This window comes from Halorarum sp. SLYT50 (assembly GCF_059821265.1).
The window spans coordinates 59,298-73,766 of record NZ_JCAMRW010000006.1 but is presented as its reverse complement, the minus strand read 5'-3'; the positions used below and the strand labels follow the sequence as shown (position 1 = coordinate 73,766).

The 14,469-nt window shown below is 56.1% G+C and carries 13 protein-coding genes; 5 read left to right on the top strand and 8 right to left on the bottom strand.

Annotation, left to right across the window (positions count from 1 at the left end; all coding sequences use genetic code 11):
• Positions 1 to 19: 19 nt before the first annotated feature.
• Positions 20 to 2,311: a nitric-oxide reductase large subunit gene (locus tag AC6RUA_RS20025; RefSeq protein ID WP_499816395.1), complete on the bottom strand. Its 2,292-nt coding sequence runs from the start codon at positions 2,309 to 2,311 to the stop codon at positions 20 to 22.
• 845 nt (positions 2,312 to 3,156) lie between these two features.
• Here AC6RUA_RS20025 and AC6RUA_RS20020 point away from each other — a divergent pair.
• A complete protein-coding gene (locus AC6RUA_RS20020) occupies positions 3,157 to 3,612 on the top strand; it encodes a ferritin-like domain-containing protein (protein ID WP_499816394.1) in 456 nt (151 codons plus the stop codon).
• A 61-nt stretch (positions 3,613 to 3,673) separates the two neighbouring features.
• Here the strand turns inward: AC6RUA_RS20020 and AC6RUA_RS20015 are convergent, their stop codons facing one another.
• The 4 genes from AC6RUA_RS20015 to AC6RUA_RS20000 form a co-directional block, all read right to left on the bottom strand.
• Positions 3,674 to 4,531 carry an MBL fold metallo-hydrolase gene (locus tag AC6RUA_RS20015; protein ID WP_499816393.1) on the bottom strand — a complete coding sequence of 286 codons (858 nt, stop codon included), beginning with the start codon at positions 4,529 to 4,531 and terminating at the stop codon, positions 3,674 to 3,676.
• A gap of 117 nt (positions 4,532 to 4,648) precedes the next feature.
• A complete protein-coding gene (locus AC6RUA_RS20010) occupies positions 4,649 to 5,497 on the bottom strand; it encodes a bile acid:sodium symporter family protein (RefSeq protein ID WP_499816392.1) in 849 nt (282 codons plus the stop codon).
• A 263-nt stretch (positions 5,498 to 5,760) separates the two neighbouring features.
• A complete protein-coding gene (locus AC6RUA_RS20005) occupies positions 5,761 to 7,551 on the bottom strand; it encodes a ribosome biogenesis/translation initiation ATPase RLI (RefSeq protein ID WP_499816391.1) in 1,791 nt (596 codons plus the stop codon).
• An 82-nt stretch (positions 7,552 to 7,633) separates the two neighbouring features.
• Positions 7,634 to 8,728 carry a hypothetical protein gene (locus tag AC6RUA_RS20000; RefSeq protein WP_499816390.1) on the bottom strand — a complete coding sequence of 365 codons (1,095 nt, stop codon included), beginning with the start codon at positions 8,726 to 8,728 and terminating at the stop codon, positions 7,634 to 7,636.
• 105 nt (positions 8,729 to 8,833) lie between these two features.
• Between AC6RUA_RS20000 and AC6RUA_RS19995 the strand changes: the two genes are divergently transcribed.
• The 3 genes from AC6RUA_RS19995 to AC6RUA_RS19985 all read left to right on the top strand — a co-directional run bounded on the left by AC6RUA_RS19995 (position 8,834) and on the right by AC6RUA_RS19985 (position 10,787).
• Entirely contained in the window at positions 8,834 to 9,166 is a 333-nt protein-coding gene (locus AC6RUA_RS19995; RefSeq protein ID WP_499816389.1) for a CGCGG family putative rSAM-modified RiPP protein, read from the top strand.
• Positions 9,167 to 9,962: 796 nt separating this feature from the next.
• Positions 9,963 to 10,265 carry a cupin domain-containing protein gene (locus tag AC6RUA_RS19990; RefSeq protein ID WP_499816388.1) on the top strand — a complete coding sequence of 101 codons (303 nt, stop codon included), beginning with the start codon at positions 9,963 to 9,965 and terminating at the stop codon, positions 10,263 to 10,265.
• Positions 10,266 to 10,337: 72 nt separating this feature from the next.
• Positions 10,338 to 10,787 (top strand): universal stress protein, encoded by a 450-nt coding sequence (locus tag AC6RUA_RS19985; protein ID WP_499816387.1) that lies wholly within the window; start codon positions 10,338 to 10,340, stop codon positions 10,785 to 10,787.
• A gap of 129 nt (positions 10,788 to 10,916) precedes the next feature.
• On the opposite strand, the gene AC6RUA_RS19980 is transcribed toward AC6RUA_RS19985, so the two are convergent.
• Together AC6RUA_RS19980 and AC6RUA_RS19975 are read right to left on the bottom strand one after the other, a co-directional pair.
• Positions 10,917 to 11,390 (bottom strand): redoxin domain-containing protein, encoded by a 474-nt coding sequence (locus AC6RUA_RS19980; RefSeq protein WP_499816386.1) that lies wholly within the window; start codon positions 11,388 to 11,390, stop codon positions 10,917 to 10,919.
• Positions 11,391 to 11,572: 182 nt separating this feature from the next.
• Positions 11,573 to 12,748: a tryptophan--tRNA ligase gene (locus AC6RUA_RS19975; protein WP_499816385.1), complete on the bottom strand. Its 1,176-nt coding sequence runs from the start codon at positions 12,746 to 12,748 to the stop codon at positions 11,573 to 11,575.
• A 437-nt stretch (positions 12,749 to 13,185) separates the two neighbouring features.
• On the opposite strand from AC6RUA_RS19975, the gene AC6RUA_RS19970 reads away from it, so the two are divergent.
• On the top strand, positions 13,186 to 14,058 hold the full coding sequence (locus AC6RUA_RS19970) for a succinate dehydrogenase/fumarate reductase iron-sulfur subunit (RefSeq protein ID WP_499816384.1): 873 nt from the start codon (positions 13,186 to 13,188) through the stop codon (positions 14,056 to 14,058).
• A 3-nt stretch (positions 14,059 to 14,061) separates the two neighbouring features.
• Here the strand turns inward: AC6RUA_RS19970 and AC6RUA_RS19965 are convergent, their stop codons facing one another.
• A complete protein-coding gene (locus tag AC6RUA_RS19965) occupies positions 14,062 to 14,400 on the bottom strand; it encodes a DUF5789 family protein (protein ID WP_499816383.1) in 339 nt (112 codons plus the stop codon).
• Positions 14,401 to 14,469 lie beyond the last annotated feature (69 nt).

The following is a 14,469-nucleotide window of genomic DNA, read 5'->3' as shown; positions in this document are numbered from 1 at the left end:
TCTGAGGTAGCTGTGGGCGTTAATCGTCGTCTTCGGCGAAGATACGCCGAGAGATGATCGTCCCGTCGGAGACAGTGTCGGGCTCCTCGCGGCGGACGAACCGCTTTTTCAGGACGTCGTAGCCGAACAGGCTCGCCCCAGCGATGATGAGGATGTCGCCCGGCAGGCGTGCCCAGAAGAGCCACTGAACGATGTCGCGGTTGTAGAACGCAAGTGAGCGGGCGGCGTCGTAGTTCTCCGTGAAGACGGTCTCTAGCTGGAGGAAGCCGACGGGGATGTCGCCGATGAAGACCATCCACGCGAGCCCGGCGTTCAATATCCAAAACGCGCGCTTGAGGTTCGTCGGATCCCACTTCCCGGCTTTGGTAGTGAACTGGAGGGCGTATACGGCCATCCCGAGCGCGAGGAAGCCGAATGCACCGAACATCGCGCCGTGGGCGTGACCGACCGTGAGGAACGTGCCGTGCTCGTAGTAGTTCACCAGCGGGAGGTTGATGAAGAACCCGAGGACGCCACCGCCGACGAAGTTCCAGAACCCACTGGCGATGATGAACATGAACGCCAGCCGATACGGGAAGTCCTTGCCCGCCCCCATCATCGCCCGGTACTCGTGAAGGGCTTCGTAGAGGATGAAGATCAGCGGGATGAACTCCAGCGTGGAGAAGACGCTCCCGATGGGGATCCAATAATCCGCCATACCGACCCACCAGTAATGGTGGGAGACGCCGATGACGCCTGCTCCCATCACGAATAGCGCCGTGAACATGACGGCTTTCTCCGCGCTGCGACGTGTGAGGAGGTTCATCGAGACGAGGGAGATCCCGATGATTGCGACGACGAAGAACTCGAAGGCGCCCTCGACCCACATGTGGACGACCCACCAGCGCCAGAACTCCGTGACGGGCATCGTCGTCTGGGGCGTGTACAGCATGCTCGCGGAGAAGAGGAGCGCGATGGACCCGCCCGCGTAGAGGATCATGTGAGCGAGTCCGTATCGCTCCTCCCGGTCGAGCAGGGGTTTGAAGCCGCGGGCGACGAGGGCCGCCCAGAAGATGAACCCGGCGAGCAGGCCGGCCTGCCAGAGCCGACCGACCTCGAGGTACTCGAGGCCCTCGTTGCCGAGAATCCACCAGAGCGCGCCGTCGATGTAGCCTTGGGCACCAAGCCAGATACCTACTAATCCGCCGCCGACGACGACGACCAGTGCCCCCAGCAAGACGTGGATGTACCGTTTCTGATTCTTCGGCTCGTGCCCGGTGAGCAGCGGCGGGAGGAAGAGGCCAATGCCGAGCCAGAGCGTCGCGATCCAGAGGATTGCGAGGTCGATATGCCAGGCTTTCGTGATAGCGAAGGGCAGGGTCGCCATCGCGTCGATACCGAGGGCCTCCGCGATGCCGTAGAACCCCTCGCGTTCGATGTAGTAGTGCGCCATCAACCCCCCGAGAAGCGTCTGGACGACGAAGAGCGCCGCCGCCACCGGGACGAAGCGAATCGCAGCGAACTGGCTCGGGAAGAGGTCGATCTCGCTAGGATGGGGGACGTCAACGCCCGCCGTGTCCGGTTCCGGGAGTTCGGCAGAGTTGTACAGCCAGATGCCGGCGCCACCCCCGCCGACGAGGAGCACCATCGCGATGACGCTCCACGTCAGCGAGGACGTCGTGGGCGTATTCCCGGCGCCGGGGTTGTACGGCCACTCGTTCGTCCACGAGACATCGCTGTTCGGGCGGTCGATCGACGAGAACAGCGCCGTCCAGAGCGCGAAGTCCGCGAACCGACGGGCGTCCGAGCGTGTTTCGACGAACTGTTGTGGGACGCCGTGTTCGGCGGCGCCACCGTAGTACCGCTCAACGTACGCTTGCTGAACCCGTTCGTAGGCGTATGCCTCTGCGGCGGTGAGCTCGATAGTGGTCCCTAACTCACCCTCCTGGAGCTGGCGTGAGACGACAGAGTTCACGGCCGCTTGCTCCGGTTCGGGAAGTTCCGCGTACGGCGTGCCGTAGCGTTCCTGGGCGACGTACACGCGCATGTTCGACACCAACCGTTCCTGTGCGTCGGCCGTATAATCGGGGCCGAAGTACGCGCCGTTCCCGAGAATCGACCCGTGGTTCATCAGGCCGTTCTGCTGGAATACGGCCTTCCCTTCGACGATCTGTTCGTTCGTCGTGATCACCTCACCCTCGGGGCCGACGATGCGCTCCGGACGGTCGGGTGACTGCTGATACGCGAAGTACGCCCCCGTCCCCATCACGATTAAATTGAAGACGAACGCTAGGAGGAGCAACTTTGCGAGGGTCTTCCTGCGGACTTCCATGTGTCACAACCCCACACTCCCGCTACATAATCGTGGTGCTGAAAAAGGAAGACTGCGAGCGCCGCGCGTCGCTTATTTTACCGCGATAGAATTCTATCACCATTCTCCTACTACGATTTCATCGGCGGTCAAAGCGGATACTCCGACCCTTGAGGTCGGGAAGGAAGCTGACACCCTACTCCGCAAACCACGCACGATGGAAATCGATTTTCTTACTAGAGATTGATTTGATCGTCCGTCACTCGGTCAAAGCGATATACTCACTTAGAGCGGATACCATGCCATAATATAGCTCATTGGTCACCGGCGGCGGCTGCTCGGAAGCACCCGTCGTTGACATCCGGTTTCGTCGGGGGCCTGATTGCACTTTTGTTCGTCTCCTTGCCGTATTTCATTTGGTGATAGCATCGTAAACTACGCACCTAATAACACAGGAGTGCTTCTCGTTCTCGGCGGATTCTGTGGCGGGCCATCCTCTGCCGGTTACTCTAATCACGACTTGACGCGACGAGATCACCACTTAGAGGTGCTTTTGTTGGTGTGTTGGTCGGACTACTTGCACTCCCGGTTCCCTTTTATCTCACCGAATTCGCGTTCATCCTATTTGCGAGGAATCTCTTTGAGCAGTAACTCTGTTCGGTCACCTGGATGCAAGCGCTCAGTTACGGGTTTTTTCCTCCTCGTCACTCCACTGGCTCTCGGGGCAGTAGGAATCATCGTTACTCGCGGCTTCGTCGGAGCTACCACCGGTTACCTGCTTGCTCGCCGGTAAAGCAAGTCTTCAACTCTCCTGTTGGATTTGACCACCCACAGCCATAAACGGATCAGGATCGTATTTTCGTTGTATGGCAAGTGAACGAGTAACCGAGCTCCTCCAGCGGGCGTATAGTGACGAGATCGAGACCGTGATGAACTACCTGACGAACTCCATCGTCCTCGACGGAGTCAGTGCTGAGGAGGTAAAACAGAGCCTCGAGGCAGACGTTCAGGAGGAACTAAATCACGCCCAATTGTTAGGCAACCGACTCAAGCAGTTAGACGAGCGTCCGCCTGCCTCAGCCGATTTCGAAGCTCGTCAGGAGAGTCTTCAGCCGCCGGAGGACAGTACTGACGTCGTGTCGGTCATTGACGGCGTCTTGGATGCCGAAGAGGACGCCATCCAGATGTATCGTGACCTCATTACAGCCGCGACTGATGCCGATGACCCAGTCACCGAAGATCTCGCCGTCACAATTCTAAGTGACGAAGAAGCCCACCGCACGGAGTTCCGCGGCTTCAGACGCGAATACAAACAGGACTGAACGGGGTTCCGACTAGACTCACGGTCCGTACGACACTGTTAAATCCCAAAATTTTGACTCTCTATGGAGAGAGGGTAAGCCCATCCTTAGCCACGACCACGTCTCCATTGAATACTGACTCGGCATCTCGCCGCATCGATTCGAGATTGCGGTACGGCATGATATGTGTGAGAACAAGTGTCTGGACGCCAGCATCCTGGGCGATCTCACCCGCGTCTGTGGCGTCACAGTGATTGGCCGTCAACGTGGACTTGTTCAAGTCCCGTTCTCCCTCCGCGTGTTGTTGCCAGACGAACTGCTCGTCCTTGTCCGGCACGCGGTCCTCGTCGACCGGGGCGGTGTTACATTCCTGAACGAGAACGTCTGCATCGGCGGCGAACTCGGCGAGCGACGGGATCTTTCGTGTGTCGCCAGAGAAGACGAACGACGAACCGGTTTCGTGTTCGGTGAATCGGTACGCGTACGTCTCAATGGAGTGTTCGACCGGGAGTGCGTCGATGTCCCAGCCATCCATCTGGCGACTGAAGCCCTCTGTCACGAGTTCGGTTTCGATGTTCGAGATGCCATCGGTCGGATAGATGTCTTTGCGGTACTCGATGTCTTCCGCGTATACGTCGTACAGCGCGTCGACGAGGCGGTCGGTGCCGTCGGGTCCGTAGACGGTCAGCGATTCTCGGCCGCCCTCGGTCCAGCTCGTGAACGCGAAGTGGAAGAACGACGCGTTGTGGTCCAGATGGTGGTGGGTGAAGAATATCGTCTCGATATCCCCGAACGGGATCCTTGCATCCATGAGGCCATAGACGGTCTTGGGCCCGCAGTCGATCAACACGCGTTCATCAGCGATATCGACGACGATACTCGTACCACCACGCTCGGGAATTGGGACGGGGCTTCCAGTACCGACGAGTGTGATCTCCATGGTCGTGCTACGGGACAACCCCGTTTGTACGTTCGCACCGGTGCTCGGATCACAGGGTTCGTTCGGTACATACGACGGCAGATCCGGTCGATAGATAGGTACCGCTGCTGTAGTGAGTCATGCTTCACTGGGCTGGCCCCAGAAACTCGCAACCGGGCCCGAAATGACGAGACTGATGAGCCCGAACGCGACGACGATCGTGAGAACGCTTGGGTCGCGGAAACTCGCCGTAGCGATGAGCAACGCGATGGCCACGTTTCGCGCAGCAGTCGTCGTCGCGAGAACCTCTCGCGTGCTTTTTGCTGGGCCGCCGAGGGTGTACCCCAGTAGTAACGCGCCGCCGACGACAAGGGCCGAGATAAACAGCGTCCCCGTACCGACGAGCTGGCGCATTTCACCGGCATAGACGATCGTCAAGAGAATAATAAGGAGGACGAGCAAGATGGTTGAGAGTCGCTGGATGGGCGGATGTAAGCGAGTTGCAACCGGTTGATAGCGTGCCTTGACGCCGAGCCCACCGATCAGGGGGATCAGTTGCGTAACGACGACGATCCGGGCGATGCCGAGTGGGTCAGCAGCGATGTCGCCGGGCATGAGGAGTGCCACCGTAATCGGGATCGTCGCGACGGAGACGACACCCAGCACGGCCATCAGACCACTTGCGAACGCGACGTCGCTGTTCGAAATCTCGGCCAGTTTCGGACCAAAGGGCGCTCCCGGCGCCATGGCGATCAACAGGAGCCCGACGACGTGACCGGTCTCCATCGGAACAGCGAGGACGAACGCGAACGCCAGCAGCGGGACAAGTACCAGATTTACCAGCAGTGATTTCGCCATCAGCCGCCGGTGTCCGAGTGCTATGAGAATCTCGTCGGTGGTCAACGCCAACCCCATCGAGAGCATCGTCGCGAGCACGAAGACGACGGTGACGAAATCGATGACTGCGGCGGCTGTTATCGGTGCCATTCGTCTGTGAACTCGTTTCGTGATTTGGAGAGAAAAGTGACCTGCACGTCATTGGGCACGGATGTTCCATCGAAGAACTGTGCTTTCGTTCGAGTTCCTGGGGTGCCTGACTCGCTTCCGCTACGAGGAGACTCCTCTCTTTCAAGTATAGGATCTTGCCAAACCGACCAGATTTGAAGGAGTTGAATCGATGGCGATCAAACAGCCGGTGTTGCTACTTATGATTGAGTGACAGCAGGCGATACGATCAACAGAATGAGCAGTTAGCCACTGTAGTAGTATTCTCCGCTCGATTTCTGTTTCCGGTCAAGTTGACTCCCCGGCTTGTTTACCCGTGGTCTACCGGTTCGCTCGTCTCGCCTGAACGTGATTCCGAGCGAAGCGAGGAACGCATTCATTCCCGACCGCATTACTTGTGGGGCACTTGCCCGCCCGTGGCGACTAGGGTTTCCGTCGAACACGATCAGTCGGTCTGCGACCCGGTCGATGACGAAGAGGTCGTGATCAACGACCAGTACTGGGTGGTCTGTTTGCTTGCTGAACTGATGGATCTTATTGGCGAGAGACACCCGGCGACCGACGTCCAGGAAGGCCGAGGGCTCGTCCAGGAGATAGAGTTCCGCGTCGCGTGCGAGACAGAGTGCGATTCCGGTACGCTGTAACTCTCCTCCCGAGAGCGAACCCAACGAACGATCGTACAACGGCTCGAGTTCGAACGGATCCTGAATCTGCCTCGTGAATGACTGTGAGTGAATATCGGCGACCGTTGTAAACCGCTCACGAACCGTTTCGTCGCTATCCGGCGTGATGTACTGTGGCTTGTACGACACCGGTACCTCATCCAGAACGGTTCTGTCGTCGGCTTCAATACTCCCAGCAAGTAGTTTCACGAACGTCGTTTTCCCGAGCGCGTTTTCCCCAACAATCCCGATCGACTCACTGGCATGTATCTGTCCGGGATCGACTGTCAGCGAAAACTCCCCGAACGATTTTTCCAACCGTGGATAGTCAAGGACCGGTTCACCATACTGGCCGCCACGTTCGCCGGCCGTGGGAAAGTCGATCGAGTTGCGGCGAATCTGGACATTTTCCTCTTTCAGTCGGCCATCTAGGAATTGGTTGATGCCTGTTCGAACTGCTAGTTGTTGGGCGACGACACCGAACCCACCTGGTTCACCGTACAGTACGTGGATTGCGTCCGAGAGGAGGTCGAGTGTCGCTAGGTCGTGTTCGACGACAAGGGCCGCTGCATCCGTTTCCTGGACGTGGCTGCGGATCGTCTGCGCGACTGACAACCGCTGTTCGATATCTAAAAACGACGACGGTTCGTCGAACAGGTAGAGATCCGCATCAGTCGACAAGGTGGCACCGATCGCAACCCGCTGACGTTCGCCACCGGAGAGATCAGCTAGCGAACGGTCCCAGATCGATCGAAGATCAAGGTCGTCAACGAACCGGTCTGAGTCGTCCGAACGCGTAACAAGCAGGCCACTCACCGTCTCGGCAGTAGCCTTGTGAAGTGTATCGACACGTTGATTCTTGTAGCTGGTCGTAACATTGTCGTCTCGAAGTCGCTTGAGATGCGTCTGCAGGGTTGTCCCACGGAAGGATTCGACCGCCTGATTCCAACTGGCCTCCCCATTTGTGGTGCCGAAATTCGGTACCAGCTCACCGGCCAGAATACGGAGGGCAGTACTTTTCCCGATCCCGTTGCGACCGAGAAGGCCGACGATTCTCCCATCTTCCGGGATAGGGAGGTCGTACATCCGGAATCCGTTGTCGCCATACTGGTGAACAAGCTGGCCGGTTTCGGATGGAAGCGGGACGATCTGGATCGCGTCGTTTGGAATTTTCTTCTCAATGAGTTTGTGCTCGCGCATCACGTTCACGTCGTCGATGTGAAGTTCTCCGTTTTCGGTGACGTGGAACCCCTCGTGACCAGATCGATTCAGCGGATCGTATTTGACGGCGATGTTCCGCACTTCGTCGGTGACCTTGTCCTGGTCAATAATCGCGATGTATTTCTGGTCTCCCAAATTCGTAGAGTTAGTCATGGTGCGTCGTCTTTGAGATTACTTGCGTCTGAAAACCATCTCTGGCACCGTATCTCTCGTGGGATAGCGTAATCAGAGTCACCTAGAATACCACCCGATTCCGGTCGGTTTGGCTGGTGGCTCCAGCGGACTTGAAGGATAGGATTTGTCGGCTCGGTACGTGTGATACGCCGGTGGTGCGAGGTCGCTTGGACTGTTTGGAAAACAGCGAGGCGATTGCCTGTGAGTGCGCTCGGCCGGCATCGAGTTCGAACATTCCGCCTCCATAGAGTTCGACCTCGTGTTGCAAGCCATATTCGAGAATACGACAGAGTGATTCGAGCGTCTCAGACCGACACGGCTTGATGTTGAGCGCAGCTGGTTCCCACGGGAGGTTCCGGATGCTTTCGACACCCGTTATCGGGGCGTCCCAAGAGACTCGGTCAGCATATTCGTCGAGCACAGGTCGTGTCGTATCTGTGACGGCCGGGTCTTCGATGAGTGCATTCGGGAAGCTCTCGAACAACCGCCGGTAGAGGTCCGGATCGGCGGGAACCCCGACGTCCGAACCGTACTGTGCTTTCAGGTCCAGAATTCGAACTGCACCGGTATCCGATAGTGCCGAGAGTAACTCGTCGCTCGGTGTGTCGGGGACATCGATCTTGAACTCGATATCCGAATCCGCGTCGAGGAACCGGTTCACGGGACGAATGTGTGGTGGATCCCCGAGATGCAGACTGACTACGAATGCCATCGGCTCGTACGTACGGTCAAGTACCGATGCCAGCGTTCTCCCCGACTGTTTGAGCGCCAGATCAAGAACTGCACTCTCGATCGCCCAGCGCAAATACTCGGGAGCGTCCCTGGACGCAGTCTGTGTCGAGAGATTCGAATCGGAATCGAGAGCGCCCAAGAATGTTCCGATCGTCCAGTCACCGGTCGGAAGCGGTAGTCCGTCCTCGCGAAGTCGCTCATGAGCCTCTCTGGAACGCGTGACATCTTCTCCGAATCCAGTTACACCTTCGCCACGAACACGAATGATGGTTCGCTCGAACGTCTGGTGTTCCGTCTCGATACGCTTTCCGTCGAACGAGGCCGCTTCGACGGTGACCGGTAATGATTTGAGCTCTTGATAGAGCTCGGGGAATTCACTGTTCATTGCGTTCCCCCGTCCCGCTTCGGGGTTGTGGTCGTCCATACGTTCAGTGTGTGCTCTGTGCTGAAATACCCCAGACGACTTTCCACCCTAAAGAGAGGAGACACCACCAAACCCCTTATACGAATAGTAGTCCAACACTAGAGGATGGCAAGTCACTCCCACGATCACGGCGACGACCACGCACACGGTGAGACTGAACCTGTCACCGACCGAAGCCACGACAACTCTTGGTCCGCCAACCTCGAGAAGCCACAGTACGAAGATAACCTCTCGCTACTCAAGCGGCACGGGGTCGAGGCAGTCGAGCACACGACTAGCGGCCACCACGTGAATCTCGTCACTCACAAAGCACACGGCCATCCCGAGGGCTTCCTCTACGATGCGCTTGATGAGCGGTTTGGAGATGAGGACGTCCAGTGGGAATATATCGAGCAGTGCGGCTGTGGTGGTCATGTCGTCCGCGTCCACGTTAACTGATCGGCGGGACTCAGAGACCGCCGTCTCTCTTCTCTATTGACCCTTAGCAGTTAGCAGTCCCAAATTCCGCGGACAAGTATCGGATGTGTGATTACTGAATGGGGGCCTCTACCCGTCATCTTCTACTGGCTTCAACTGAACCAGTAGCGCGGAGTCCCCTTCCTCAAGGAACGAGTGTAGCGAGCAAGTAGGGAGGGGAGGAGCGCGTTCGTATCGGCCACAGTCACTCACTAAAGCTCGTCACTCGAGAATCAAGCATTCTCGGTACTGGGAAAACGTTCCTCTCGACCTATTGCACCCACATCACGTGGACTGGGCTGCCAGTCAGCTATTACTCGTCGTCAACCAATTTTGTCCGGACGTAGTATGGCCCCTCCCAGTTTTGGACCCACTCTGGAGCCGCAGGGTGAGATTGCAGCTGATTTGCTTCGTACGACTCGTCCGGGAAAACTGTTCCCTCTTCGTCAGTCCCGTCTTCCCAAGGCACGACGAACGTCACTGAGTCCCGGTTTTCGGCGGGATTCAGTTGTTTGTCTGCCCCATCGTCTAAATGGTACGGTCCGTCGACCCATTTTTGTGGATTAAATGTAACTTCTATGTTAGGTTTATTGTTTGTCATGGTATTGCTATCCAGTTCGTATTCGAAATTACTCGTGGAAGGCCGAAAAAGCATAGGGGTGAATCCCCCTTTTAAGCTCGAAGAAGCGCCAATATTTCTGCTGGATGGTGGCTGTCACAGCAAGAAATAGAGTCATGATTCGATGGACATAGGACTATTCAGTCCCATAATGGGTTCATGGCACCAGTGAAATCAATCGAGGACTGTGAAGGTGTACCGCACGCTAACGTGTTCCCAACCGAAGAACCGAAAACAATCCGATTATCCCTGGGCGAAGGCGAAAGCGTCGGCGCACACAGCCATCCTGAAAGGCAGGTCATTCTCTATTTGATCTCGGGCGAGATCGATCTGCAACTCGATGGGGAGTCTCATATTGTACAGTCGGGAGATGTCGTCCAATTCGACGGGACGCGTGAAGTAGCGCCAGCAGCAAAAACCGACAGTACTGCACTGATCGCTCTCGCCAAAAAGAACGACTAACAGCGTTTCGCTCCAATTCGTCGATTCGTTGTGATGACCACCCTTATCGGCTAGCTGAACGAACTTTGCTCTATGTACGACCAGATTCTACTCGCCACGGATGGCACGATTGCATCGAAGAATGCGGAATCCCATGCAATCGAACTCGCCGAGACACACGATGCTACCCTTCATACGCTCTTCGTCGTCGATGAGAGCATCTATACGGCGTACAGTGGGGACGAGTATGTCGACGAGGCAGAAGGACCCGAGCACGGACTCGAAGAACTCGGCCAGGAGGCCATCGAGGCGGTTCGGCGTAGTGCGGAAGATAGTGGAATCGAGATGACAGAGGCGATAAAACACGGACATCCTGTCGATACGATACTCGAGTACGGAGATCAGCAAGATATCGATATGGTCGTCCTCGGCACGAAACACCGGCCAGCTGAATACCGCGCGCTACTCGGGAGTGTAACAGAGCGCGTGCTTCGGCTAACCACCCGACCGACAGTCGTCGTAAAAACGGAAGTCGACGAATAAAACGAATTACTGTGAATACTTTGATAGAATCACAATTTCTGAGTCTTGGGAGGATATTATAGAGACATTCTACTTCTAGGGATTACTCAACTCAAAGCATGTCGTTCAAACTGGAGGGGCCGCTGTTTGTCAGACTTCCTTGACGGCCTTGATGAGTTCATCGTAGTCTGGTTCGTTCGTCGGATCTTCAGCTACCCACCTGTAGGTCACAGTCCGGTCTTCGTCAAGGACGATCACAGCCCGGTTGGCGACATCGTACAGGCCTAGGTCTGGGATGTCAATTGAGAGGTCGTATTCCGGAATCGCTTCACCGCCCATATCACTGACGAGGTCGAACTCGAGATCGTACTCGTCTGCGAACGCACCCAAGGAGAAGGGTGAATCGGCGCTGATTCCGAAGAGTGTCGCTCCCGCATCTCGAAATTCATCAAGACGCTCTTGGAGGGCTACCATCTCGTTCGAACACGGCGGTGTAAACGCCCCGGGAAAGTACGCTAATACGGTGGGTCCCTCGCCGAGATGCTCGACAAGTTCGAACGTCTTGTGTTCGCTTCCTCGGTACGTCGCTGTAAAGCTTGGCGCAGTATCTCCTGTTGAAACCATAGCGTATGTATTTAAATTCGGAAGCGCCCTAAACCCTTGGCCGAACGGTTTCAAGAACACAAACCGAACCCATATCCAAAACCTGGTTAGTGCACTGTAAGAGTGATTCTGCGACTAGGTTGGTGGGAGTTCAATCCCAAGCAACCCCCGCAATTCGCTCCGTATTGACGGATAAGCCATTTCTAAAACAGCCCATCATCTAGAAATCCGACTCGATGGCGAGCCCGTTTCCGCTCAGCATCGGTCAATCGGTACGCTGGTAACTCATCCGCGAGTGACCCCAACTGTCTTCGTCGTTCCTGGTGACGTTCGAGGAAATCAGCTATGTTCTCTGCCGCGATTTCCTTGAGTTCACCGCTCAACAACGATCCATCACGATATTCCCGGGCGAGTCGTTCCAGCCGCTCGTCATCCGCTTCGAAGAAATACGAGAGAAACTGGAACGACGTGTCTCTCTCGGGATCTCCACCCTGATCTCGATGTTCGTCGATAGTGGACTGACCACCGGAATACGCGTGGGCCCGGATCTTCTCGAACACGGTTTCTCTGTCATCGGCGAGGAGAATACTGGGAGCGTCGTCTGAAGAGCTCATCTTGCCTGGCCCTGCGAGGCTCGGGAGGAATTTCGAGAGTAATGCGCTCGGTTTGTCGACGTCGTATCGCTGTTTATCCGCAATGTCCCGACAGATTCGGATATGGGGGTCTTGATCGACTGCGATCGGAACGAGCGTCGGGTGACGGTTCTCGACGAGCTGCGGGAGGAGTAGGTGTGTCGCTTGAACAGCAGGATAGAACGACAGACCGATGTTCGCGGGTTCTCCGTACGTTGCCTCGATAGTCGATTGGGTCACCGCCTTTGCGAATGCGGTTGCGAGGGGATACACCACATCTCCATCCGCTGTATCCACGATGATGCGCGTCCGAACTGGATCGAATCCTATTGCGAGCAGATCGAGTAAGTTCTCACGAGTGTGATTGCCGATTGCCTCAAGAGACATCTCTTTGAGGAAGTATTTTTCGTCATCGGACACTGGAATGTAGACGAGAGCGTCTGTCTGCTCTTGTAGGTACTTGGCGAAGTAGAACGGGAAGACGTGACCGATATGCATCGGCCCTGATGGGCCACGGCCCGTAACAATAGAGTGTGGTTTCCCTGCGTTGACAGCGGAGAGGAACCTGTCTATGTCGCGTTCTGCGTAGAATACGTTTCGATGAACTAGGGGATGAACTGGGTCGGGGAAGGCTGTGATCTGGTCGTCTGAGAGCTGGTCAGCCCCGAACCGTTCGAGGAGTTTCTCGTAGTCGATTTCCCCGTCAACGCTGTAGGGCGTGACGGTGAATTCGCTTTCTACTGTCATTTGTGGGTGTGCATTTGGAGGTCATGATGAGGGCGATACAATCGAGAAAGCGAGTGAGCATCGGGGTTGGGCAGTCGGGGGAGACCGGCTGGCCGTACTCCGCGATACTGTCCACTTCCGGACCCTAACTACCGCCAGCGCCGTTCGTCGGTTTCGCAGGAAGTGGACACTACGCTTAATGATAGGTATGGAGCGAGTATATGTTGCTGCTCTCTCCAATCCGTTGAATACGAAGTACCGGCGTGCTGTTCCTTCGAATTCTGATTAACCCGACGACGCAGCAGAAATTCGACGTTCCGGTTTTCAAAGCATATGTTTGGTCAATGAAATAGTTTCGTATGCGTCCTCAGGGACAACTATTTGGATGACTCCCCGTTACCTTTTCACATGGAACTCCGCTACCCTTCTGAGCGAATTTCAGTACTTTACCCACGAATATGAGTTCTCAACAAACACCCTCAGAGACAGAAGAGGAATCCAACACTGGCTCTTCACCACAGCAGCAGCGTCTCGATAAGAAACATGAACGAGCAAAAGAGCGGGAGGCACAAGCGGCCGCTGAAGCACAGTCTTCCGCCGATGAGGAGACAACTCTCCTGAAGGTATTCCGGTACGATCCTGAAGTCGAAGCCAAGCAAGAACCCCGATTCGATGATTTCCATGTTCCCTACGAAAAGGGGATGACAGTCTTGGACGCACTCATCTACGCTCGTGACCACTTCGACTCTAGTCTCACATTCCGTCACTCGTGCCAAATGGCCGTGTGTGGAAGTGACGGCCTATTCATCAACGGAAGCCAGCAACTCGGCTGCCAAACGCAAATTTCCGACCTCAACGAACCGGTCCGTGTCGAGCCGCTCCCTCACGAACCAGTGATAAAGGACCTGGTGGTGGATATGGATCACTTCTTCGAACGGATGGAAGCCGTCGAACCATATTTCCAGCCCGACGAGCTTCCTGATGGGGAACTCGAAGAACAGCGGCAGTCGCCCGAGAACCATGAAAAGATCAAGATGGCCTCCCGGTGCATCCAGTGTGGCTGCTGTACGTCGTCTTGTAATCCCTCACAGTTCGACGACGAGTACATCGGTCCTGCAGCCATCGTCAAGGGATATCGGTTCTACATGGACGAACGCGAAGGGCCTAATGCTCAAGAACGCCGGCTGGAACTCCTCGATAAGGAACACGGGGTCTGGCAGTGTCATACGCAGTTCTCGTGTACCACGGTCTGTCCGAAGGATATCCCAATCACTGAGGAGATCCAGGAGATGAAGCGTGAGTCCGTTAAACAGAACCTGAAATTCTGGTAGCCGTCAGAAGGAGACGTTCCGTTCGTCGCGCGGGTAGTCCCCAGTTACCTCTTCGACGGTGCTGCCACGATCGTCGTAGTACTTTCGCCCGATGTAACTATCGTCGAGACTACCATAGATCGACGCGAAGAGGTCTTCAAGAGTTTCGTACGGATTGTCGTTGTCTCGTTCCAGCATCGCGCGAATAGACTCCGAGTCATCGTCGTCAGGAGCATCGATCGTTACGTCCCCAGCACGTTCGACGACTCTCGCTCGGTCAACAGGGAACTCGAATTCCTCGTTCAGATAGCTGCGTAAGCGTGGTGGCCTCATTGTAGTTGAAGTGTTGCCGGGGGTGTCCACCCATCGGGTGGTGAATGGGTGCGGTCAGAACTACTTCAAGAAGTGTTTCGGGCGCTTACGGGAAAAGAG